Below are 21,851 nucleotides of genomic sequence, written 5' to 3' on the forward strand. Positions count from 1 at the left end.
TTAGCGCGCGCCGTTTTTCCGTTGGTATGGGACACACACGCTACGAGATGGATTCGTCGGGTGCCCGCGGATCTGTGGAGCTAGGAGAATATAGTTCATGGCACGTATTGCGGGCGTCAACCTGCCCACCAACAAGCGCGTTTTGATCGCGCTTCAATATATCCACGGCATTGGTCCGGCCAAAGCCAAGGAAATCACCGAAAAGCTGAACATCGCTTCGGAACGCCGCGTCCAGGACCTGTCGGACCAGGAAGTGCTGCACATCCGTGAAACGATCGACGCCGACTACACCGTCGAAGGCGACCTGCGTCGTGAGACGGCGATGAACATCAAGCGTTTGATGGACCTCGCCTGCTACCGCGGTCTGCGCCACCGCAAGGGCCTGCCGGTCCGCGGCCAGCGCACCCACACCAACGCCCGCACCCGCAAGGGCAAGGCGAAGCCGATCGCTGGGAAGAAGAAGTAACAAGCGAGCGACCGTCCGGGGGACGGTTGCGAGACGTTACTCATCCTTTTCGTCGCTTAGACAGAACAAGATTTAGGGATTTCCACCCATGGCACGTGAACCCCAGCGCCTTCGCCGTCGCGAGCGCAAGAACATCACCGCCGGCGTCGCCCATGTGAACGCCAGCTTCAACAACACCATGATCACCATCACCGACGCGCAGGGCAATGCGATTGCCTGGTCGAGCGCCGGCATGATGGGCTTCAAGGGCAGCCGCAAGTCGACTCCGTATGCGGCGCAGGTCGCCGCCGAAGACGCCGGCCGCAAGGCCGCCGAACACGGCGTGCGCACCCTCGAAGTCGAAGTGAAGGGTCCGGGTTCGGGCCGCGAAAGCGCGCTTCGTGCGCTGCAGGCGGTCGGTTTCCAGATCACGTCGATCCGCGACGTGACCCCGATCCCGCACAACGGCGTTCGCCCGTCGAAGCGCCGCCGCGTCTGATCTGTCGGCCGGGGTCTTGATCCCGGCCTTCGAATACCGACGTCGAAGAAGTTCAAAATCCGGGTTTCGCGGGACGCCGCCAAGCCCACTGCCAAGGAAGAAACATGGCCGTCAACGCAAAGAACTGGCAGGAACTCAAGAAGCCGAACGCGCTGGAGCGCAAGCCGGGCACCGACAATCGCCGCAAGGCGGTGTTCGTCGCCGAACCGCTGGAACGCGGCTTCGGCATGACGCTTGGCAACTCGCTGCGCCGCGTGCTGCTGTCCTCGCTGCAGGGTGCGGCGGTGACCTCGATCAAGATCGAAGGCGTGCTTCACGAGTTCTCGAGCCTGGCCGGCGTCCGCGAGGACGTGACCGACATCATCCTCAACGTGAAGCAGATCGCGCTGAAGATGGAAGGCGAAGGCCCCAAGCGGCTTCAGCTGTCGGCGACCGGCCCGGGTGAAGTCACCGCCGGTCAGATCGCCACCACCGGCGACATCGAAGTCACCAACCCGGACCTCGTCATCTGTCACCTCGACGATGGCGCGACGCTGAACATGGAACTGACCGCGGACGTCGGTAAGGGCTATGTCCCGGCGGCGATGAACCGTCCGCTCGACGCGCCGATCGGCCTGATCCCGGTCGACAGCCTGTACAGCCCGGTCAAGCAGGTCGCCTACAAGGTGGAAAACACCCGCGTCGGCCAGGAACTGGACTATGACAAGCTGACGCTGACCATCGAAACCGATGCGACCGTCACCCCGGAAGACGCGTTGGCCTATGCCGCCCGCATCCTCCAGGACCAGCTCAGCCTGTTCGTCCATTTCGACGACAGCCAGATCCGCGCCGCCGCTCCGGCGATGGCGGGCGGTGCTGTCGCGACCGACGGCGCCCCGGCGACCGACACCAACCAGCTCAACCGCTACCTTCTCAAGAAGGTCGACGAACTGGAACTGTCGGTGCGTTCGGCGAACTGCCTGAAGAACGACAACATCATCTACATCGGCGACCTGGTCCAAAAGACCGAGGCCGAGATGCTCCGCACGCCGAACTTCGGCCGCAAGAGCCTCAACGAGATCAAGGAAGTCCTTGCCTCGATGGGCCTGCGCCTCGGCATGGACATCCCCGGCTGGCCGCCGGAAAACATCGAGGAAATGGCGAAGAAGCTCGAGCAGGAATTGCTCGGCTAAGCCACCACCTTTCGGTGAAGGTTCAAAGGGTCGTCCCGCAAGGGGCGGCCCTTTTCCATTTGACCCAAGCGGAATGGTCATTCACGCCGTCGGCATGCGCGACCATGCCCAGATCCCTTACACCCAGCTCCCCACGCTCAGCGACGAGGAACGTATCAAGAGGGCGCGCAGCTTCATGCGGGACATGGCGACGCGGCGAACCTGCCGCATGTTCGCCGACACGCCCGTTCCGCGCGACATCATCGAGGCGGCGATCGTCGCGGCCGGCACCGCGCCGTCCGGGGCCAACCACCAGCCGTGGCATTTCGCCGTTATCTCGTCGCCCGAAGTCAAAGCGCAAATTCGCGCCGCCGCAGAGGAAGAGGAACAGGCCTTCTATGCCGGCAAGGCGGGCCAGGAATGGCTCGAGGCACTGGCACCGCTCGGCACCGACGACGACAAGAGCTACCTCGAAACCGCGCCTTGGCTGATCGTCGTATTCGGCCAGCGAAAGGGCGGGATCGAGCCCGGCGACATGAAGCAGAACTATTATGTCACCGAGAGCGTCGGCATCGCCTGCGGGCTGTTGCTCGCCACCCTGCACAAGGCGGGCCTCGCGACGCTTACCCACACGCCGTCGCCGATGGGTTTCCTGCGCGATATCTGCGGGCGGCCGGACCATGAAAAACCGGTGATGGTGGTCGTCGCCGGTCATCCTTCGCCCGATGCCACCGTCCCGGTTCACGCCACCATCAAGAAACCGCTGGAGCAGATCGCAAGCTGGTTGTAGCCACGGTGCCCTAAAGCGTGGGGGCTATCATGAACCGTCGTTTTTCATCCGATCCGGCCACCGCGCGCGGCTATCATCGGGTCATCGCCTGATGACGACGACCAGTTCCTCCAGCGACCGCATATTCAGCTTGGATGCGATCCGGGGCGTCGCGGTGATGGGCATCTTCTCGGTCAACGTCATCGCATTTGCGATGATCGAAGCGGCCTATTTCAATCCCGCGGCCTATGGCGGCCATCGCGGGATCGACCTGTTCGTCTGGGCGGCCAACATGCTGGTCATCGACGGCAAGATGCGCACCCTGTTCTCGATGCTGTTCGGTGCATCGATGCTTCTGGTCGTCGATCGGGCCGAGCAGGCGGGTCTTTCCGCGGCTGCCGTTCATAATCGCCGGATGGCAGTGCTGCTGATGATCGGCTGCCTGCACTATTTCCTGCTGTGGTTCGGCGATATCCTCGTGCTCTACGCATTGAGCGGCATGATCGCCTATGCAGCCCGCGACAAATCGCCGCGCGCGCTGGTGGCTAGGGGCCTGTTCCTGACCGTCCTGCACATGACGCTGTTCGGCTTCTTCTTTGCGCAGCAGGCCGGCGCCGACCAGGCGGCCCATGCTGCCGGGGCCACCGCGCGCGCCATTGACGAATGGAACGGAGGCCTCGGCAGCTTCTACCCGTCCGCGTCGATGCTGGCGGAAGACAAGGCTCTTTACCTGTCAGGCTTCTGGGCGATCGCGGCGGCGAAGCTGAGCGACTGGCAGAACATGATCACCAGCAACCTCGTCTTCCTGCCCGACACCGTGGGACTGATGATGTTCGGCATGGCGGGTTACAAATCGGGTTTCCTGACGGGCCAGTGGGACGACCGGCGCTATCGCCTGTTGGCCGGGGCGCTCATCCCGCTCGGGCTGGCGGCGTTCGCGGGACTGGTCTGGACCGATGTCACGACGCATTTCTACGTCGTCGCGATGATGGTCGGATTCGTGGTCGTCGCAACGCCGTTCATCACGCTCCAGGCGCTCGGCTATGCCTCGCTCATCATCCTTCTGACCCGGGGACGCGGCTGGCTTGCGCAGCGCGTGGCGGCCGCCGGTCGCTGTGCGTTCAGCAATTATCTCGGCACGTCGGCCATTGCCACCTTCGTTTTCTACGGCTGGGGGCTTGGTCGTTACGGCAGCGTCAGTCGCGCCGAGGCGTGGCTGCTTGTGCCGTGCGTCTGGGCGCTGATGCTGCTGTGGTCGAAGCCGTGGCTGGAACGATATCGCTACGGCCCGATGGAATGGGTGTGGCGCAGCCTGTCGCGCGGATCGCTCCAGCCGATGCGGAAGGCGGTCGCGACCGCCTGAGCCGGTTCAGATGCGGCCGAAGCCCTGGTTGGCGACCTTGCGGCCGAACCCGACGGTGGGGGCGTTGCGGCTGACCAGCGGATTGACGGCCTTGTCGAACGCATCGACCGTCTGGTTCCACAGCTTGCGCAGCTGGACCACGTCGGGGACGAGCTCGTCCGGAAAGCGGTGCGTTTCGATGCAGCGACGCGCGGTGCTTTCGATATGTTCGGCGACGTCGGCCATCTGGTTGGCACCGAACTGCCGCGACTCACCCTTCAGCGTATGCGCGGGAATGACCAGCGCGACGGTATTATGTTCGTGCATGGCCTGTTCGATCGCGGCGAGGCTCTTGGCCCCGTCCTCCCGAAAATAGCCGAGAATCTTGATAAAGCCGGGGCCGAGTTCGGCCCGGCTGCGCTCAAAATGCACCCAGTCGATCAATTCCGAGCTATTATCCACTTGGCTCCGCTCCATGGCGCCCGCTGGTCACGGGCACAGTTCCACCGGCTGTCTTTACGATGCCAATGGTAAAGGGAGGGTTATTGGCCGTCCTTGCGATCGTAGGGATTTTTGGGCGCGCGCATGGTCAGCCGCAGCGGCACCGGACCCAGCTTCAGGTCGCGGCGCATCGAATTGAGCAGGTAGCGCTGGTAGCTGGTCGGCAGCTGGTCGACGCGGGTGCCAAAAATGACGAAGCTGGGCGGCCGCGTCTTCACTTGCGTGATGTAGCGCAGCTTGATGCGCTTGCCGCCGGGGGCGGGGGGCGGATTGGCCTCGATCGCCCGTTCGAACCAGCGGTTGAGCTCGCCGGTCGACACGCGCCGCGACCAGCTGTCGCGAATCTCCATCGCCGCGCCGAGCAGCTGGTCGATGCCCTTGCCGGTCTTGGCCGACACGGTCAGGACCGGGATGCCCTTGACCTGCGACAGGCCTTCTTCGAGCGCGGCCTTGACCCCGTTGAACAGCGAGGAGGCATGTTCGGCCACGTCCCACTTGTTGAGCGCGATGATGAGGGCGCGGCCTTCCTGTAGCACCTGGTCCGCGATCTTGAGGTCTTGCGCCTCCAGGCCACGCGTCGCGTCGAGCAGGAGGACGACGACCTCGGCGTAATCGATTGCACGGCGGGTGTCGGCGGCGCTTAGTTTCTCGAGCTTGTCGTCGACCTTGGCGCGTTTGCGCAGCCCGGCGGTGTCGACGAGGCGGACCGGCTTGGTGGTTCCATCGGGACTTGTCCATTGCCAGTCGATGCTGATGCTGTCGCGGGTGATGCCTGCCTCGGGCCCGGTGATCATCCGGTCTTCGCCGAGCATCTTGTTGACCAGCGTCGACTTGCCCGCATTGGGGCGGCCGACGATGGCAATCTTGAGCGGGCCGCCCTCGACGTCTTCCTCTTCCTCCTCTTCCTCGTCCTCGCGGTCGATGAAGGGGCGCAGCGCTTCGAACAGGTCGACCAAGCCTTCGCCATGTTCGGCCGACAGCGCGAACGGCTCGCCGAAGCCCAGCGCATAGGCTTCGAGACGGCCGGATTCGCCGGCACGGCCTTCCGCCTTGTTGGCGGCGACGATTACCGGCGTGGATTCGCTGCGCAGCCAGCGCGCGATTTCCTCGTCGAGCGGGGTCAGGCCTTCGCGGCCGTCGATCAGGAACAGCGCGACATCGGCTTCACGCACCGCCGCCTCGGTCTGCTGGCGCATCCGGCCGGGCAGGCTGTTGGGGTCCTCGTCCTCGAAGCCCGCCGTGTCCATGACGCGGAAATTGAGGTCCAAGAGCTTGCCCTCGCCCTCGCGCCGGTCGCGGGTCACGCCCGGCCGGTCGTCGACCAGCGCAACGCGCTTGCCGACAAGGCGATTGAACAGCGTCGATTTGCCGACGTTCGGGCGGCCGACGATGGCGACGGTGGGTTGGGGCATGGCGGGCACGCCCTGCCCGCATGGCGGCGCTAGGTCAATGGCAGACAATGGAAAAGGCGGGCCGGACCCAGGTCCGTGCCCGCCCATCCGTGTGCGTCGTGCGGCCTTAGCGGTAGGCGATCAGCCGCCCGCTGTCGGTCAGCAGGTAGAGCGTGTTGTTGGCCACCACCGGCTGGAAGCTGATGCCGTCCTTGACGTCGACCTGGCTCTGGAAGCTGCCGTCGGTCGGGTTGATGTTGACCAGTGCACCGTTCGACCCGGCCAGGATCAGGCGATCGCCGGCCAGCACGGGGCCGACGTAGTAGATCGGGCCCTTCTTCGACTTTTCATTTTCGAAGCGTGGCAGCTGGTTGATCCACTTGATCTTGCCGTTGGCGCGCGACACGGCCGCGACCTGGCCCTTGTCGTTGACCGCGAACAGCCAGTCGCCCGCGACCCACGGCGTGGCAATGCCGCCGAAATTCAGTTCCCAGATGCGCTGGCCCGAGAAGAGGTCGAGCGCCACCATGCGCCCGCCCTGGCCGACGGCATAGACCGCGCCGCCGTCGATCACCGGATCGGCGTCGATATCGCTCAGCGACGACACGCTGGTAGTGATCGACGTGCGCGACAGCGCGTCCTGCCACACCTGGCGACCGTTTTCGTAGCGATAGGCGTTGAGCTCGCCCGACGAGAAGCCGGCGATCACGGTGCCTTGGCCGATGGCCGGGGCGGCCGAGCCGGAGATACCGGCGATTTCGAGCGCGGCGGCGTTCGACCAGTTGGTCGAGCCGTCGGCGGTCTTGAGCGAGAAGATCTGATTGTCCTGGCTCATCACGTAGACCGTGTCGCCGAGGACCGAGGGTTCGCCGCGCAGCGGGCCGCCCGGCTTGACGGTCCAGACCAGCGACCCGTTGGTCGCGTCGATCGCCGCGACGTAGCCAAGGCCGTTGGTGGCGTAAACGCGGCCGTTGTCGACCGCCACGCCGCCACCGAACACCGACGATTCATTGTCGCCGATGGTGCCGAACCGGGTCGACCAGACTTCGCCGCCGTTGCGTTCGTCGAAGGCGCGGACCGTACCCTTGGTGTCGATCGTGTAGACTCGGCCGTCGGCGACGACCGGACCGCCGCCGAGGCGCGCCTTGCGGTCGCTGCCCGCGCCGATCGAGGCGGTCCAGGCGACGCCGAGCGAATTGCCCAGCGCGACATGGCCGACCGACTTGCGCGAATTGCCGCCAGACTGGCCCCAGCTGGTGTTCACTTCAGCGGCCGGCAGGCTGATCGGCAGCGCGGCAGTGGCCGGATCGACCGAAATGTCGAGCTCGTTGACCAGCACGGCGACGCGCTCGCCGAGGACGGTGGCCTTCGGCTTCTTCTTGAACAGCCCGCCCCCCGCGCAACCGGCCAGCAGGCTGGCCGACAGGAGGATGATGATGGCGTTGCGATTATGCTTCATCGTGAAACTCTTGTCCTACTGGGCAGGAAGTGCGGCAGGGTCGCCGCCGGGCATGGATGCGGTCGCGTCGATGCCCAGCGAGCCGGCGACCTGGACCGCGCGGCTGCGGATGGAATCGGGCACGCCTTTGTCGGCGGCAATACGGGCGAACAGCTGGCCGGCGCCGGCCTTGTCGCCCTTCTTCAGCAGCGCCATGGCGGTCAGCTCGCCGGCGGTACCGAAATAGGGCTTGCCCGGCTTGGCCAGCGGCTTGAGGCGGGCGATGACGTCGTCGGGGCTGATGGTGTCGAATTCGGTCGCCACGGCGCGGACGGTCGCAAGATCGCGATAGGCGTCGGGAAGGCCGCTGTCGTCGGCGATTTTCTTGTACAGGTCGACCGCGGTCTTGCGGTCGTTCTGCTGCAGGGCGATCGCCGCGCGGGTGAACAGCGCGCTGGCGCGCGTCGTGTCGATCGAGCTGTCCTGAAGCTTGGCAAGGTCGTCGGAAGCGGCCTTGGGATTGCCGTTGCCGACGCGTTCGAGCGCCGCGGCGATCGCTTCGCTGTCCTGGCGGGCCTGCGACTGCTGCCGGCTTTCCCACACGAAATAGCCGCCGGCGACCAGCAGGATGAGGGCGACGAGGCCGCCGATCCACTTGCCGTTCTTCTGGAAAAATTCCTTGGCCTGGTCTTCGCGAAGCTTTTCGTCGACTTCGCGGACAAAACTTTCGGCCGTATCAGGGGGAAGCGCCAAATCGATCCTCTATGCGTTGCCGGTGGGGGCCGCCGTTCGCTTCATTTCCCACCACGGATGAACAGAAGCTGGCGGGCATCCGTCTAGCGCGGCGGGCGCGAAAGGCAAAGGGGCATCAGCCCTTGGGGCGGTAGGTTTGCTCGTCGGTCGGAAACGACCGGTTGCGGACCTCGTCGCGAAACGCTGCGGCGGCGGCGCCAATCTCCCCGGCGAGGTCGGCATATCGCTTGACGAAGCGCGGGGTGCGCTCGAACAGACCCATCATGTCTTCGGTCACCAGCACCTGGCCGTCGCAATTGGCCGACGCGCCGATACCGATGGTGGGGATGTCGACGGCGGCGGTGACCTTGTCGGCCACCACGTCCATGACCCCTTCGACCACGACCGCGAAGGCGCCCGCATCGGCGATCGCCTTGGCATCGGCGACGATCTTGTCGGCTTCGCCCTGCGTCTTGCCGCGTGCGCCATAGCCGCCAAGCACGTTGACGGCTTGCGGCGTCAGCCCGACGTGGCCGATGACCGGGATGCCGCGCTTGTTGAGGAAGTCGACCGTCGGCGCCATCGCTTCGCCGCCTTCCAGCTTCACCGCCGCGCAGCCGGTTTCCTGCATGATGCGCGAGGCGCTGGCGAAGGCCTGTTCGGGGCTGCCTTCATAGCTGCCGAACGGCATGTCGACGGCAACCAGCGCATGCCAGCTCCCCCGGACCACCGCCGCGCCGTGATTGCACATCATGTCGAGCGTCACCGGCAGCGTCGAGGGCAAGCCGTAAATGACCTGGCCAAGGCTGTCGCCGACCAGCAGCATCTCGCAATGCGCGTCCAGCAGTTGCGCCATGCGCATCGTGTAGGCGGTCAGCATGACCAGCGGTTCGTCCGTCCGCCCCAGTTTCTTGCGGGCGCGGATCGACGGGACCGTCATCCGCTTGCCGGGAACGGGAGTCGGCGTCGCGCGGCTGGTCGCGCTGTCGATGGTAAAGGTAGACATGGCCGCGTTCATAGCGGCTGAGCGGTGGCTCAGCCAGTCCCGCGCTAGGCGACCTCGACGCCCTTCCAAAAGGCGATCCGGTCGCGAATGTCGGCGGCTGCCGGCTTGGGATCGGGATAATACCATGCCGCGTCGCGGTTGGTCGCCCCGCCGACCTCCAGCGAATGATAGTGGGCGACACCCTTCCACGGGCATACCGTCGTCGTCTCGCTCGGCCGCAGCAGGTCTTGTCGGACCGACTCCCTGGGAAAATAGTGGTTGCCTTCAACGACCACCGTATCGTCGCTTTCCGCGATGATTTCACCGTTCCAGCGTGCCACCGTCATGATTAGCCTCCCGTCGATTCAGAGTCCTGACGCTTCGTAATCGGCGGGTTTGAAGCCGACCAGAAGTTCGCCTGCGCCCTCGACCACCGGGCGCTTGATCAGCGAGGGATGGGCCAGCATCAGCGCCCGTGCCTTCGCCCGGTCGATGTCGAGCCGATCTGCTTCATCGAGCTTGCGGAACGTCGTCCCGGCGCGATTGAGCAACCGCTCCCAGCCGACCTGATCGATCCAGCGGTCGAGCGCAGCCGCGTCGACGCCGACCTTCTTATAGTCGTGGAAGGCCACCGCATGGCCGCGCTGGTCGAGCCATTGGCGCGCCTTCTTCACCGTGTCGCAATTGGGTATGCCGAATAGGTCGAGGCGCATCAGCGAAGCCATCCCCTCTTTTTGCCCAATAGGGCGAGATGAAAAATCCCGTAGCAGACCAGGAAGATGACGACCGGCAGCAGCAGCATGTCCGACGAAATATTGCCCGAAAGGTCGGGAACGACGATCAGCGCGCTGAACTGCACTGCTACGGCCAGCAGCGAGACGAACAGCAACGGCACCGACTGGCGGCGGACGAGGATCAGCAGGACCGCACCCACCAGGCCGACCCAGACGGCGATCGCATAGGCGCCGATCGACCAGGCCGGCGTTGCATTCCACGTGGCGCGCTGGTCGAGCGGGAGCGTCGCCGGATCGACCGTCACCTGGCTCAGATACATGAAGCAGCCGAACGCTTCCCACAGTGCTGCGAGCACCGCCAATATGCGAAACCATGCAGGCGGCGGGGCCGCACCCGGATCGGTATCGCTCATCTCTTGCCTCCCCTGATTTTCGCCTACGGCTTTTGCGCGCCGATTCCGTCCAAGTGGTCGACGGCCGCCAATCATGTCCGGTTCATGCGCGATATGCTAGGCAAGAGGCTGCGAATTTGAGGAGACTGGCCATGCGTGCTGCCCTGTTGTCGCTTCTTCCCTTGGCGCTGCTGGCGACGGCCGGCGACGCGTCGCCGCGCCAGAGCGGTGAGGAAAGGCTCGCCAAGATGCTCGAAGGACGCACCGCGGGCGCCCCCGTCGACTGCGTGCGCACGCTGCCCAATACCGACATGACCGTGATCGACGGGACCGCCATCGTCATCAAGCGCGGCGGCACGATCTACGTCAACCGCACCAGCGATCCGAGGTCGCTCGACGACAGCGATTATCTGGTCCTGCGCCGTTTCGGCGATGGCGGGCAGCTTTGCTCGATCGACACCATGACCGCCTACGATCGCGGATCGAACATCTATTCGGGCAATGTCTTCCTGAGCGAATTCGTGCCCTACACCAAGGCGAAGTAGGTCATTCCCACTCGATCGTGCCGGGCGGTTTCGAGGTGTAATCGTAGACCACCCGGTTGATGCCCTTCACCTCGTTGATGATCCGCGTCGCGGTGCGCGACAGGAAGGCGGCGTCGAACGGGTAGATGTCGGCGGTCATGCCATCGACGCTGGTCACAGCGCGCAGCGCGCAGACGCTGTCGTAGGTGCGGTAATCGCCCATCACGCCGACTGTCTTGACCGGCAGCAGGACCGCGAACGCCTGCCAGATCGCGTCGTAGAGGCCCGCGCTCCGGATTTCGTCGAGGTAGATGGCGTCGGCCTTGCGCAGGATGTCGCAACGCTCCTTGGTCACTTCGCCCGGAATGCGGATGGCAAGGCCGGGGCCGGGGAAGGGGTGGCGGCCGACGAACAAATCGTTGAGGCCCAGTTCCTTGCCCAGCAGGCGAACCTCGTCCTTGAACAGTTCGCGCAATGGCTCGACCAGCTTCATGTTCATGCGTTCGGGCAGGCCGCCGACATTGTGGTGCGACTTGATCGTCACCGACGGGCCGCCGGTGAACGACACCGATTCGATCACGTCCGGATAAAGCGTTCCCTGCGCCAGGAAATCCGCGCCGCCGAGTTTCTTCGCTTCCTCCTCGAACACTGCGATGAATTCCGCGCCGATGAACTTGCGCTTGGCCTCGGGGTCGGTGACTCCGGCGAGGCCGGCGAGGAACCGCTCTTCGGCATCCACCACCACCAGCGGGATGTTATAATGGTCGCGGAACAGGCTTTCGACCTGTTGCCGTTCGTTGAGGCGCAGCAAGCCATGATCGACGAATACGCAGGTCAGCTGGTCGCCGATCGCCTCGTGAATCAGGATCGCCGCGACCGATGAATCGACGCCCCCCGACAAGCCGCAGATGACGCGCTTGTCGCCGACCTGTTCGCGGATTTCGGCAACCTTGGTGTCGCGGTAGGCGGCCATGGTCCAGTCGCCGGCGATCCCGCAGACATGGTGCACGAAATTGGCGATCAGCTTGGCCCCGTCGGGCGTATGCGCGACTTCGGGGTGGAACTGGGTGCCGTAAAAGCGGCGTTCTTCGTCGGCGATAACCGCGAAGGGCGCGCCGTCCGACACGGCGACGATCTTGAAGCCCGGCGCGAACTCGGTGACCTTGTCTCCGTGGCTCATCCACACCTGGTGCCGCTCACCGACTGCCCACAGGCCTTCGAACAGCTTGCATTCTTCGGTGATGGTGATGAACGCACGGCCGAACTCGCCGTCCCATTCGCCGTCCTTGCCCGCTTCGACCCGGCCGCCGAGCTGGTGGCTCATCACCTGCTGGCCGTAGCAGATGCCGAGGATCGGCAGCCCGCTGTCGAACAGGATTTGCGGGGCGCGGGGGCTGCCTTCTTCGGGCACGCCGGCGGGCGATCCCGACAGGATGATGCCCTTGGGCTGCATCCGCTTGAATGCCGCCTCGGCCATGCTGAAGGGGGCGATTTCCGAATAGACGCCTGCTTCGCGCACCCGCCGCGCGATGAGCTGGGTCACCTGGCTTCCGAAATCGACGATAAGGATGGAATCGGCGCTGTGATTCTGGGGGGGCTGGACCGTCATGGCTGGCCGATAGAGAGAGCGGGCGAATCTGTAAACCGCTGAGGCCGCTGGACGGCGCGGGCGGGGCGGGTTAGCCTCGGTTCCGAATGGGGGACCCTCAACACTCGGGGGCCGATCAAGCGGCCATGCTGCCCGTGCCCTGGATCGCGGTCGGGGTAACGGGCCATCGCCATCCGCGCCTGCCCGTCGCCAACAGCGACGCGGTCGGCGACGCCATCACTTGGTGCCTGACGCGGATCCGCGACGAGGCTGCGGCGCTCGTCGCCGGCGACGACGACTGCCTTGCCGATGCTGCGCTGCATTGTCGCCTGGTCACGTCGCTGGCGGAAGGGTCGGATACCATCGCCGCCAACCGGGCACTGCTCGCGGGCTATCGCATCGACGCTTGCCTGCCGTTCGAGCGTGACGAATTCGCCAGGGACTTCGGTGCGGAAGCGCTGACCGCGTATCGCGCCGCCTTGTCGTCATGCCGGACCGTCACCGAACTTCCCGGCAACCGGCGCGACGAGCTCGGCGCCTATGAGGCGGCGGGCAGGATGGTGCTGGACCAGAGCGACCTTCTGATCGCGGTGTGGGACGGCAGTCCGGCGCTGGGCCGCGGCGGGACCGCCGAAATCGTCGCCGAAGCCGTGCTGGCCCATGTGCCGGTGGTCATCATCGATGTCGACGGGGCCCTGGCGACGATGCTGTGGAGCGGGCTGGACGAAGCGGGGCACGACCGGCCGACTGTGGAAGGCGTCCCGCGCTGCGCCTTCGACCAGTGCATCGGGCGGGTCATGCAAACGCTGATGTCCCCGCCGACCAATCCGCTCGATCTGGCGATGATCGGTCGGTGGCAGCGCGAAACCGATCACCGCCGTTCGCCGGCGCTGGGTTACCCGATCCTGCTGGCGATGGTCGCCGGCAAGCCGCTGTCGCGCCCCGATTTCCGGCCCAGCACAGCGGCCGATTGCCGCCGGCCGTTCGACGAATGGATCGCCCAGCTTCCCGACATGGGCCAGCTCGGCGGCCGATTGAAGCAACTGGTGGCGCCACGGTTCGGCCGCGCCGATGCCTCGGCAAGCTATTTCGCCCAGCTGTTCCGGTCCGGTTTCATCGTCAACTTCGCCTTTGCCGCGCTGGCCGTCCTGCTCGGGCTGATGGGTTTGTTGGTGCCGCACGGGAAGCTCTATTTTGCCATCGCCGAACTCGGCGTGATCGCCGTAATCCTCGCCAATACCCGCTCCGCGCGAAACCGCGGCTGGCACGAACGCTGGATGGACAACCGCCACCTTGCCGAACGACTGCGGGTGTTGGCGCTGTCCGCAGCGCTTGGCGATCCGGAATTGCGGGTCGGCGTCGACGATGCCGGCTCTTTGCCAGGCTGGGTGCAGTGGATGGCGCGGGCGACCGGGCGTGAGCTGGGGCTGCCCGCGGGACGGATCGACCAAGGCTATCTGGAGCGGGTGAAAGCCGCGATGCTGACGCTGGTCGACGAGCAAATCGCCTATAACCATCGCAACGCCCGGCGGATGGAGCGGGTGGAACGGCGGCTGCACAACTTCGGCGAATTGCTGTTCGCCGTCACGGTCCTGGCCTGCGGCAGCTGGATCATCGCCAAGCTGGTCAGGCCGGACCTCATGGTCGGCGAAGGGGTGGGGCCGACCCAGTTCGTCACCGTCGCCACCGCCTTCTTCCCCGCGCTTGGCGCCGCCATTTACGGCATCCGCATGCAGGGCGATTTTCATGGCATGGCCCATCGATCGGAAACGACCGCGCGGCTGTTGGCCCGGCTGAAGCGGGCGATCGAATGCGACGCGCCGGACTATGACATCATGAAGGACCGGGTTAAGCGGCTCGGCGACATCTTGCTGATGGACGTCGAGGGTTGGCGGACCACCTACCAGGCGCGGCCGCTGCACCTTCCCGGATAAAGGAACGCGCACCCCGGGGGTGGCCGGGATGCGCGTCCTTGTTCAATTCGCCGCAGTGGCGAAAGGCTTACCAGCCGTAGCCGTAGCGGTATCCGGCCATGTTGCGATCGATATCGATATCGCGGACATAGCCATTGGCCTGGACTTTACAGGTGAAGCGGAGCGACGGAGCGCCGTAGCCGTTCACATAGCCCGAGCCATTGCCGAAGCGGTCGGTGGCAACGCCGTTGACCTTGAAGCCATAGCTCTTGCGTTCGACGCGGCTGATGCCGGCGACGCGGGCCTGGTTGTAGCCCTGGTTGTAACCGTAGCCCTGATTGTAGCCATAGCCCTGGTTGTAGCCATAACCATTGTTGTAGCCGTTGTAGCCATAACCCTGGTTGTAGCCGTTGCCGTAGCCGTTCAGGCGGGCTTCGACCGCGCGGGCGCACTGGTCGACGGCGACCTGCTGGGTCTGGTAGCCATATTGGCGCTGGCCGTAGCCATAGTTGCCATAGGGGTAGCGGCCATAGCCGAGGATCTGGCCGAGGATCTGGCCGAGCGCGCCCGAACCGTTGCTGTAGCCATATCCGGTACCCGGATAATATTGGGCGGAAGCCGGGCTAGCGATCCCAACCACTGCGGCAAGACCGGCAGCTCCGGCCAGGAACATCTTCTTCGCCGACATCGGCAATCTCCTCATCGTTACGCGTCACTTGCGGGCAGACGATGTCCCGCTGACTGATGAAACGCATGTAATCGATTCGGGCTGCATTGATTCTGAATGCGGACGAGTCCGCTCGTTCATAAAGGTTAACGCGCGGGCGAAACGCCTGTGCCGAGCAGCTTGCCGTCGACCGTCTGGCCGTAATAGCTTTTCTGGTCCTTGAAGTTGGCTGCCGCATTGGCGGCGACGGTCCCCGTCTGCCGGGGATCCTTCGGCCGTTCATGGCTGTCGATGAAGGCGGCGACATCCCATGCCTCCTGGTCGCTGAGGCTGCCCGGTTCAGTAAAGGGCATGTTGGCGCGAATGAATCCGGCCGCCAGGTCGATGCGAGCCATCCCGGCGCCCCAGTTATAACTGCTGGGACCCCACAGGGGCGGGTAGGTGACGCTGCCGTCAGGCTGGCGCGCCCCAGCGCCGTCGCTGCCGTGACAGGCGCTGCACTTCTGTTCGTAGATGGCGGCGCCGCGCTTCGGGTCATAGCCGCCTTCGGCGAGCGCAGGCTTGGGATAGTTGGCACCCTTCAGCTTGACGCCGGTCCGCGCGCCGGTCGCCAGCCAGTGGAAATAGGCTTCCAAGTCGCGATAGATGTCGTGCCCCGGCGGTGGCGGTCCGCCCGAACTGCTGTTCGGCGCATTCATCGAATAGCGGAAACAGCCGAGGATGCGGTCTTCCATCGTGTTGATGCTGTTGTTCTTTTTTCGATATTGCGGATAGGCCGTCCACGCCGCCCACATCGGCGAGCTGTCGGGCTTGCGTCCGCTGTCGAGGTGGCAGTTCTTGCAGGCCATGGCATTGCCGACGAACGGCGCGGCATGGGTGCGCGGATCGTCGAAGATCGCCTTGCCGCGGCGGATCGCATCGCCTTCGGGCCCGTCGGGAATGGTCGCTTCGTCGGGCGGCGTGAAGGACGCCGATACTTCGACCGCATCGCTGTCGGGCGGCGACGTCGGCAGGGTTGAGGCTGGCTTCATCACGCTGACCAGCGCGATGCTAGCCACCGCCGCCCCGGCGATCACCAGCCCTGCCGCCGCGCCGAGGCGCAGCAGCGGTCGCTCATGATCGGCCACCCATTTCGATCCGCCTGCCGCGATCTTGCCCGCCTCGTTCTCGCGCTCCACGCCCGCCTCCCTGCCGCGCCAAGCGTCTGCGCGTCCGGGCTAGTCGTCAAGCCCGGTGAAATGGCCGAGGAAGGCGTAGACGTCGCTATATTCGTCGATGATCTTGCTGACCGGCTTGCCGCTGCCATGGCCGGCGCGGGTTTCGATCCGGACCAGGTGCGGCGCCGTGCCGACATCGGGTTCGGCCTGCAGGCGCGCGATATATTTGAAGGTGTGTCCCGGCACCACGCGGTCGTCGGTGTCGGCGGTAACCGCGATTAGCGGCGGATAGGCCCGACCGCCCTTGATATTGTGGTAGGGCGAATAGCGCAGCTGGGTGCGGAAATCGGCTTCCTTGGCCGGGACGCCATAATCGTCGACCCAGAAGCGGCCGGCGGTGAACTGGTCGAACCGGATCATGTCCATCACGCCGACGCCCGGGCTGACCGCGTCGAACAGGTCGGGGCGCTGGTTGGTGACGGCACCGATCAACAGGCCGCCGTTCGACCGGCCGATCGCCGACAAGCCCTTGGGCGTCGAAATGCCGTTGGCCTTCAGATATTCGGCCGCCGCGATGAAGTCGTCGAACACGTTCTGCTTGTTCTGCAGGCGGCCGCCGTCGTGCCAAGCATTGCCATATTCGCCGCCGCCGCGAAGGTTGGCGACCACGAAAATGCCGCCCTTTTCGACCCAGGCGAGGTTCGGCGCCGAAAAGCCGGGGGTGAGCGATATGTTGAACCCGCCATAGCCGTACAGCATCGTCGGCGCCGGACCGGTCACATCCTTGCGGCGGACGATGAACATCGGCACCCGGGTGCCATCCTTCGATGCATAGAAACGCTGTTCGACCACGATGGCGTCGGGATCGAACGTCAGTTTCGGCGCGGCCCATTCGGTCGCATGCCCGGTCCTGACGTCGTAGCGATAGATGGTCGCCGGCCGATTGTAGCTATTGAAGCTGAAGAAGGTCTCGCTGTCCGTATCGCGGCCGCCGTAGCCGCTGGTCGAACCGATGCCGGGCAGGGCGACCTTGGTCAGCAGCTTGCCGTTTACATCGTAAACGCGGTCCTCGCTTTTCGCGTCGACCAGGTAGTTGGCGATCAGGCGGCCGCCGACAAGCCCGACGCCGGTGAGGGTCTGCGCCTGTTCGGCGATGACAGGGGTGGGGGCGATCGTCGCCTTGGCGAGGTCGATCGACACCACCCGCTTCAGCGGTGCATCCTTGTCGGTCTGGAAGAAAAAGCGGCTGCCTTCGTTGCCGACGACATACCATTCGTTGGTCAGGCCGGTGAAGATCGGACGCGGCTTGGCGCCGGGCTTCTTGAGGTCGAGGATGGCGACGTCGTTCTGGTCACCGGCATCGCTGGTCGAAATGACGAGGTAGCGACCGTCGTCGGTTACCGCCGCATAATGGGTATATTTGGGATGGTCGGGGGTCGCGTAAACCAGCCGATCGGCCGCTTGGGCGGTGCCGAGCTTGTGGAAGTAGACGCGGTTGTTGAAGGTCGATTCCTGATAGGCATGGCCTTCGGGTTCGGGGAAGCGCGAATAGTAAAAGCCGCTGCCGTCCTTGGCCCAGCTGACCGACCCCGAATATTTCAGCCACTTCAGCTCGTCGGGCAAAATCTTGCCGGTCGCGACGTCCATCACCTTGACGCTGCGCCAGTCGGTGCCGCCGTCCTGGACCGAATAAGCGAGCAGCCTGCCGTCCTCGCTCGGCGTCCATTCGGCCAGCGCGGTCGCCCCGTCGGCGGACCAGCCGTTGGGGTCGATCAGCTGCTTGCCTTCGCCGTTCAGCCCGTCGCGGTAGAACAGGACCGACTGGTTCTGCAGGCCGCTGTTGTGGGTGTAGAAATAACGATTGCCGAACTTTCGCGGCAGCCCGTAGCGCTCATAATCGTAGAGCGCCGTCATCCGCTCCTTGAACGCCGCGCGCAGCGGCAGCGTTTCGAGGAAGGCGTTGGTGACCTTGTTTTCATCCTCGACCCATTTGGCGACCTCGGCATCGGTGCGGACATCGTTTTCAAGCCAGCGATAGGGGTCGGCGACCTTGGTGCCGAAATGATCTTCGACAAGGTCGACCTTGCGCGCTTGCGGATATTGGATGGCGGCAGCCTCCTTGGGCATTTCGGTGGCGGTCAGTTCGGGCGGGGGCGGCGGTGCGGGCGGGACCGTGGCGCAGGCACTGGCAAGCAACAAGGTGGCTACGGGCAAGGCGTTACGCATCGACATCTCCGGGGGGAAGGCATAAGAAAAGGGCGCGGGTCAGACTAACCCGCGCCCTTCGCTTTTCAATTGCCGTTCGTCGAAAGCTTAGGCTTCGACGCCCTCGTCATCGACGAGGACCGGACCCGAGTCCTGGCCCTTGGCCGAGACGTCGCGGTCGACGAATTCGATGATCGCCATCGGCGAGGCGTCCGACTTGCGGATACCGGCCTTGACGATGCGGGTGTAACCGCCGTTGCGGCCTTCGTAGCGCGCGGCGAGCACGTCGAACAGCTTCACCAGCTGCGCATCGTCGAGGAGGCGCGCATGGGCGAGGCGGCGGTTCGACAGGCCACCCTTCTTGGCGAGCGTCACCAGCTTTTCCACGTACGGGCGAAGTTCCTTCGCCTTGGCGGTGGTGGTGGTGATCTGCTCATGCTTGATGAGGGCCGCGGCCATGTTGCGGAACATGGCAAGGCGGTGGGCGGAGGTGCGCTGCAGCTTACGGCCGCCAACACGATGACGCATAATCTTTTCCTTCGTTCGTCGGGGGTCCGTATCAGGTAACCCCGGCCAGGCGGACTAACGGGAGCCGCCCCTTTTCCCTTCAAAAACAAAAGCGGAGCATCGGCCCCGCCTCGTCGCGGCTCCTCAACAGCAAAGCGGCCGAAGAGTCAAGCGTCGGCGACTACCGCCGTTCCTTGCGGATCATCAGCTTGAGGGCCGACCACACTTCGTCGATTGCGCAGACCTTGACGTCGACCCAGTCTGTCGTCGGCAAGATCGCCGCGCGAATGACGTCTTCGGTAATGTCGGTCGGTACCTTCGATGCTTTCTTGGGCCAACTGACCCACACGAAGCCCGAAGGGTCGATGAGGGTGCGAAGTGCCGCCAGCTTGGTTTCCATCGCCGCGCGTTCGGTAACGAAGATGTGCGCGGCGTCCAGCGCCGGTTCGGGGACGAACAGCCAGTCTGGTTTAATGTCCACGCTTTGCTCGACGGCGTGGCGGATCGGGTCGGCCATGCCGTCGACGTAGACGCGCATGGCGTCGCGATAGCCGAGCTTCTTGCCCAACGGCGTGCCCGAATAGCCCGCCGCCGTCGGCATCAAAGTTCGTTCGACATCAGCGCCGGGAAAAAGCCCTCATGCGCAGCACGGAGATCGGCGAGCGAGACCTCGCCGTCGGTCGCGACTTCGGCATCGCCAAGGTAGATGGTGTCGCCGCCGGTCCAGCCGATGAAGCAACAACCGATACCGGCATCGCGCGCCATTCGCTCGACAAGGTCGCGGTCGAGCGGTTCGGTGACAACGTAGCGACCCTGGTTTTCGGCGAACAGCGACCAGTCGTGGCGAACCACTTCATTGTCCACCTGGTCTTCGAACCTCGCCATCAGCAGGCGCGCACCGATGTTTCCGGCAAGCGCCATCTCGGCGACCGCGACCAAGATGCCGCCATCCGAAACGTCATGGACGGCAGTCACCAGTCCTTCGTCGATCAGGCGGCGCACGAATTCGCCATTTGCCCGTTCACGAGCAAGGTCGACCTGCGGCGGATGGCCTTCGCGGCGACCGTGGCAGACGTCGAGCCACATCGATTGGCCGATTTCGGGCGTCGCCTTGGGGTCGGCGCCGATTAGCAGGATCTTCTGGGCTTCGGCCTTGAACGCGATGGTCGCAGACTTGGTCCAGTCCTTCATCAGGCCGACGCCACCGATGGCAGGGGTCGGAAGGATCGCGCTGCCACCGCCCGTCGCCTTGGATTCGTTGTACAGGCTGACGTTGCCGCTGACGATTGGGAAGTCGAGCGCACGGCAGGCATCGCCCATGCCGCGCAGCGCTTCGACGAACTGGGTCATGATCTCGGGCCGCTGCGGATTGCCGAAGTTAAGGCAGTTGGTGACCGCCAGCGGGGTCGCGCCGACGGCCGAAAGGTTGCGATAGGCCTCGGCGATCGCCTGCTTGCCGCCTTCGTAGGGGTCGGCGAAGACGTAGCGCGGGGTGCAATCGGTCGAGATGGCGATCGCCTTGTCGGTGCCATGTACGCGAACCACCGCCGCGTCGCCGCCCGGCTTCTGGACCGTATCGGCCCCGACCTGATGGTCGTATTGCTCCCAAATCCAGCGGCGGCTGGCGAGGTTGGGGCTGGCCATCATTTTCTTGAGGTCTGCGGTGACGTCGGTCGAGCGCGGCTGCGCGGACAGCGGCTTGACGCCGGTCCAGGCCTTGTAGTCGGCAAGGCCCAGATAGGGCCGCTCATATTCCGGCGCATCGTCGGCCAGCGGACCAAGCGGGATGTCGCACACCACGTCGCCGTTGAACTCGAGCACCATATGGCCGGTGTCGGTGACTTCGCCGATCACCGCGAAGTCGAGCTCCCACTTCCTGAAGATCGCTTCGGCCATCGGCTCCTTGCCGGGCTGGAGCACCATCAGCATGCGCTCCTGGCTCTCGCTCAGCATCATTTCGTAAGGGGTCATGCCCTCTTCGCGGCACGGCACCTTGTTCATGTCGAGCCGGATGCCGGCGCCGCCCTTCGACGCCATTTCGACCGAGGAGCTGGTGAGGCCCGCCGCGCCCATGTCCTGGATCGCGACGATGGCGTCGGTCGCCATCAGTTCGAGGCAGGCCTCGATGAGCAGCTTTTCGGTGAACGGATCGCCGACCTGCACGGTCGGGCGCTTCTCGTCGCTGTTTTCGTCGAAGTCAGCGCTGGCCATCGTCGCGCCATGGATGCCGTCGCGGCCGGTCTTGCTGCCGACATAGACGATCGGATTGCCGAGGCCGGTCGCGGCCGAATAGAAAATCTTGTCGGTCTTGGCGACCCCGACGGTCATCGCGTTGACGAGGATATTGCCGTCATAGGCGGCGTCGAAATTGACCTCGCCGCCTACCGTCGGAACGCCGACGCAATTGCCGTAGCCGCCGATGCCGCTGACGACGCCGCTGATCAGGTGGCGCATCTTGGGGTGGTCGGGCCGACCGAAGCGCAGCGCGTTCATGTTGGCGACCGGACGGGCGCCCATGGTGAAAACGTCGCGCAGGATACCGCCGACGCCCGTCGCCGCGCCCTGATAGGGCTCGATGTAGGACGGGTGGTTGTGGCTCTCCATCTTGAAGATCGCCGCGTCGCCGTCGCCGATGTCAATAACGCCCGCGTTCTCGCCCGGCCCCTGGATCACCCACGGTGCCTTGGTCGGCAGTTTCTTCAGGTGGAAGCGCGACGACTTGTAGCTGCAATGCTCCGACCACATGACCGAAAAGATGCCGAGTTCGACCAGGTTGGGCTCCCGCCCAAGCGCGTTCAGGATGCGCTGATATTCTTGGTCGTTCAGACCATGGTCGGCGACGATCTGCGGCGTGATGGTGGGGGCTTCTGCGACAGTCATGCGCCGCCCCTTAGCGACGATAGGCGCTGAG

The 21,851-nt window shown here is 64.8% G+C and carries 22 protein-coding genes; 7 read left to right on the forward strand and 15 right to left on the reverse strand.

All coding sequences use genetic code 11. The annotated features are described in order from the left end of the window. Window positions 1–97 precede the first annotated feature (97 nt). The 5 genes from rpsM (at window position 98) to G570_RS04560 (ending at window position 4,227) form a co-directional block, all read left to right on the forward strand. Window positions 98–466, forward strand: coding sequence for a 30S ribosomal protein S13 (rpsM, locus tag G570_RS04535; RefSeq protein WP_037499611.1), 369 nt, complete (start codon window positions 98–100; stop codon window positions 464–466). Window positions 467–554: 88 nt separating this feature from the next. Next, window positions 555–944: a 30S ribosomal protein S11 gene (rpsK, locus tag G570_RS04540; RefSeq protein WP_025502672.1), complete on the forward strand. Its 390-nt coding sequence runs from the start codon at window positions 555–557 to the stop codon at window positions 942–944. Window positions 945–1,048: 104 nt separating this feature from the next. Beyond that, a complete protein-coding gene (locus tag G570_RS04545) occupies window positions 1,049–2,116 on the forward strand; it encodes a DNA-directed RNA polymerase subunit alpha (protein WP_037499615.1) in 1,068 nt (355 codons plus the stop codon). Window positions 2,117–2,210: 94 nt separating this feature from the next. Continuing rightward, a complete protein-coding gene (locus G570_RS13100; protein ID WP_051504517.1) occupies window positions 2,211–2,885 on the forward strand; it encodes a nitroreductase family protein in 675 nt (224 codons plus the stop codon). A gap of 91 nt (window positions 2,886–2,976) precedes the next feature. Next, window positions 2,977–4,227 (forward strand): DUF418 domain-containing protein, encoded by a 1,251-nt coding sequence (locus G570_RS04560; RefSeq protein WP_037499621.1) that lies wholly within the window; start codon window positions 2,977–2,979, stop codon window positions 4,225–4,227. Window positions 4,228–4,233: 6 nt separating this feature from the next. On the opposite strand, the gene G570_RS04565 is transcribed toward G570_RS04560, so the two are convergent. From G570_RS04565 to G570_RS04600, 8 genes are all read right to left on the reverse strand, one after another. Next, entirely contained in the window at window positions 4,234–4,668 is a 435-nt protein-coding gene (locus G570_RS04565) for an Hpt domain-containing protein (RefSeq protein ID WP_245600257.1), read from the reverse strand. Between the two features lie 80 nt (window positions 4,669–4,748). Then, a complete protein-coding gene (der, locus tag G570_RS04570) occupies window positions 4,749–6,119 on the reverse strand; it encodes a ribosome biogenesis GTPase Der (RefSeq protein ID WP_037499627.1) in 1,371 nt (456 codons plus the stop codon). A gap of 106 nt (window positions 6,120–6,225) precedes the next feature. Next, a complete protein-coding gene (locus tag G570_RS04575) occupies window positions 6,226–7,557 on the reverse strand; it encodes an outer membrane protein assembly factor BamB family protein (protein WP_037499630.1) in 1,332 nt (443 codons plus the stop codon). 15 nt (window positions 7,558–7,572) lie between these two features. After that, complete coding sequence (locus G570_RS04580) at window positions 7,573–8,289, reverse strand: tetratricopeptide repeat protein (protein WP_037499633.1); 717 nt, start codon at window positions 8,287–8,289, stop codon at window positions 7,573–7,575. 115 nt (window positions 8,290–8,404) lie between these two features. Continuing rightward, complete coding sequence (gene panB / locus G570_RS04585; protein ID WP_037503764.1) at window positions 8,405–9,274, reverse strand: 3-methyl-2-oxobutanoate hydroxymethyltransferase; 870 nt, start codon at window positions 9,272–9,274, stop codon at window positions 8,405–8,407. A 44-nt stretch (window positions 9,275–9,318) separates the two neighbouring features. After that, window positions 9,319–9,600, reverse strand: a complete 282-nt coding sequence (locus tag G570_RS04590; protein ID WP_037499636.1) for a DUF427 domain-containing protein — start codon at window positions 9,598–9,600, stop codon at window positions 9,319–9,321. 18 nt (window positions 9,601–9,618) lie between these two features. Continuing rightward, window positions 9,619–9,966 (reverse strand): ArsC family reductase, encoded by a 348-nt coding sequence (locus G570_RS04595; RefSeq protein ID WP_037503767.1) that lies wholly within the window; start codon window positions 9,964–9,966, stop codon window positions 9,619–9,621. After that, on the reverse strand, window positions 9,966–10,400 hold the full coding sequence (locus tag G570_RS04600) for a hypothetical protein (RefSeq protein WP_051504031.1): 435 nt from the start codon (window positions 10,398–10,400) through the stop codon (window positions 9,966–9,968). Before G570_RS04600 ends, G570_RS04595 begins: the two co-directional genes overlap by 1 nt. Window positions 10,401–10,531: 131 nt before the next feature. On the opposite strand from G570_RS04600, the gene G570_RS04605 reads away from it, so the two are divergent. After that, window positions 10,532–10,924, forward strand: a complete 393-nt coding sequence (locus G570_RS04605) for a hypothetical protein (RefSeq protein ID WP_037499639.1) — start codon at window positions 10,532–10,534, stop codon at window positions 10,922–10,924. A gap of 1 nt (window position 10,925) precedes the next feature. On the opposite strand, the gene guaA is transcribed toward G570_RS04605, so the two are convergent. Beyond that, window positions 10,926–12,512: a glutamine-hydrolyzing GMP synthase gene (gene guaA / locus G570_RS04610; protein WP_037499642.1), complete on the reverse strand. Its 1,587-nt coding sequence runs from the start codon at window positions 12,510–12,512 to the stop codon at window positions 10,926–10,928. A 125-nt stretch (window positions 12,513–12,637) separates the two neighbouring features. On the opposite strand from guaA, the gene G570_RS13105 reads away from it, so the two are divergent. Then, window positions 12,638–14,425, forward strand: coding sequence for a hypothetical protein (locus G570_RS13105; protein ID WP_051504033.1), 1,788 nt, complete (start codon window positions 12,638–12,640; stop codon window positions 14,423–14,425). Window positions 14,426–14,492: 67 nt separating this feature from the next. On the opposite strand, the gene G570_RS13580 is transcribed toward G570_RS13105, so the two are convergent. The 6 genes from G570_RS13580 to purL all read right to left on the reverse strand — a co-directional run bounded on the left by G570_RS13580 (window position 14,493) and on the right by purL (window position 21,820). Further along, on the reverse strand, window positions 14,493–15,092 hold the full coding sequence (locus tag G570_RS13580; protein ID WP_051504034.1) for a hypothetical protein: 600 nt from the start codon (window positions 15,090–15,092) through the stop codon (window positions 14,493–14,495). A 125-nt stretch (window positions 15,093–15,217) separates the two neighbouring features. After that, window positions 15,218–16,249 carry a c-type cytochrome gene (locus tag G570_RS04625; protein WP_051504035.1) on the reverse strand — a complete coding sequence of 344 codons (1,032 nt, stop codon included), beginning with the start codon at window positions 16,247–16,249 and terminating at the stop codon, window positions 15,218–15,220. Window positions 16,250–16,288: 39 nt separating this feature from the next. Beyond that, on the reverse strand, window positions 16,289–18,454 hold the full coding sequence (locus G570_RS04630; protein ID WP_037503783.1) for a prolyl oligopeptidase family serine peptidase: 2,166 nt from the start codon (window positions 18,452–18,454) through the stop codon (window positions 16,289–16,291). An 87-nt stretch (window positions 18,455–18,541) separates the two neighbouring features. Then, a complete protein-coding gene (gene rplQ / locus G570_RS04635; RefSeq protein ID WP_037499644.1) occupies window positions 18,542–18,961 on the reverse strand; it encodes a 50S ribosomal protein L17 in 420 nt (139 codons plus the stop codon). Between the two features lie 160 nt (window positions 18,962–19,121). Beyond that, window positions 19,122–19,541 (reverse strand): hypothetical protein, encoded by a 420-nt coding sequence (locus tag G570_RS04640; protein WP_037499647.1) that lies wholly within the window; start codon window positions 19,539–19,541, stop codon window positions 19,122–19,124. Beyond that, window positions 19,541–21,820, reverse strand: coding sequence for a phosphoribosylformylglycinamidine synthase subunit PurL (gene purL / locus G570_RS04645; protein ID WP_037499649.1), 2,280 nt, complete (start codon window positions 21,818–21,820; stop codon window positions 19,541–19,543). Before purL ends, G570_RS04640 begins: the two co-directional genes overlap by 1 nt. Window positions 21,821–21,851: the final 31 nt, after the last annotated feature.

The sequence above is a fragment of the Sphingomonas jaspsi DSM 18422 genome (genome assembly GCF_000585415.1).
GTDB lineage: Bacteria > Pseudomonadota > Alphaproteobacteria > Sphingomonadales > Sphingomonadaceae > Sphingomicrobium > Sphingomicrobium jaspsi.

Bases quoted from the DNA above. Each gene is read 5' to 3' on its own strand.
- G570_RS04605 (WP_037499639.1), top strand. From the start codon at position 10,532: ATGCGTGCTGCCCTGTTGTCGCTTCTTCCCTTGGCGCTGCTGGCGACG.
- G570_RS04600 (WP_051504031.1), bottom strand. From the start codon at position 10,400: ATGAGCGATACCGATCCGGGTGCGGCCCCGCCGCCTGCATGGTTTCGC.
- G570_RS13100 (WP_051504517.1), top strand. From the start codon at position 2,211: ATGCGCGACCATGCCCAGATCCCTTACACCCAGCTCCCCACGCTCAGC.
- G570_RS04560 (WP_037499621.1), top strand. From the start codon at position 2,977: ATGACGACGACCAGTTCCTCCAGCGACCGCATATTCAGCTTGGATGCG.
- G570_RS13105 (WP_051504033.1), top strand. From the start codon at position 12,638: ATGCTGCCCGTGCCCTGGATCGCGGTCGGGGTAACGGGCCATCGCCAT.
- purL (WP_037499649.1), bottom strand. From the start codon at position 21,820: ATGACTGTCGCAGAAGCCCCCACCATCACGCCGCAGATCGTCGCCGAC.
- G570_RS04545 (WP_037499615.1), top strand. From the start codon at position 1,049: ATGGCCGTCAACGCAAAGAACTGGCAGGAACTCAAGAAGCCGAACGCG.
- G570_RS04590 (WP_037499636.1), bottom strand. From the start codon at position 9,600: ATGACGGTGGCACGCTGGAACGGTGAAATCATCGCGGAAAGCGACGAT.
- G570_RS04595 (WP_037503767.1), bottom strand. From the start codon at position 9,966: ATGCGCCTCGACCTATTCGGCATACCCAATTGCGACACGGTGAAGAAG.
- rpsK (WP_025502672.1), top strand. From the start codon at position 555: ATGGCACGTGAACCCCAGCGCCTTCGCCGTCGCGAGCGCAAGAACATC.
- G570_RS04640 (WP_037499647.1), bottom strand. From the start codon at position 19,541: ATGCCGACGGCGGCGGGCTATTCGGGCACGCCGTTGGGCAAGAAGCTC.
- der (WP_037499627.1), bottom strand. From the start codon at position 6,119: ATGCCCCAACCCACCGTCGCCATCGTCGGCCGCCCGAACGTCGGCAAA.
- G570_RS04575 (WP_037499630.1), bottom strand. From the start codon at position 7,557: ATGAAGCATAATCGCAACGCCATCATCATCCTCCTGTCGGCCAGCCTG.
- G570_RS04630 (WP_037503783.1), bottom strand. From the start codon at position 18,454: ATGCGTAACGCCTTGCCCGTAGCCACCTTGTTGCTTGCCAGTGCCTGC.
- rpsM (WP_037499611.1), top strand. From the start codon at position 98: ATGGCACGTATTGCGGGCGTCAACCTGCCCACCAACAAGCGCGTTTTG.
- G570_RS13580 (WP_051504034.1), bottom strand. From the start codon at position 15,092: ATGTCGGCGAAGAAGATGTTCCTGGCCGGAGCTGCCGGTCTTGCCGCA.
- guaA (WP_037499642.1), bottom strand. From the start codon at position 12,512: ATGACGGTCCAGCCCCCCCAGAATCACAGCGCCGATTCCATCCTTATC.
- rplQ (WP_037499644.1), bottom strand. From the start codon at position 18,961: ATGCGTCATCGTGTTGGCGGCCGTAAGCTGCAGCGCACCTCCGCCCAC.
- panB (WP_037503764.1), bottom strand. From the start codon at position 9,274: ATGTCTACCTTTACCATCGACAGCGCGACCAGCCGCGCGACGCCGACT.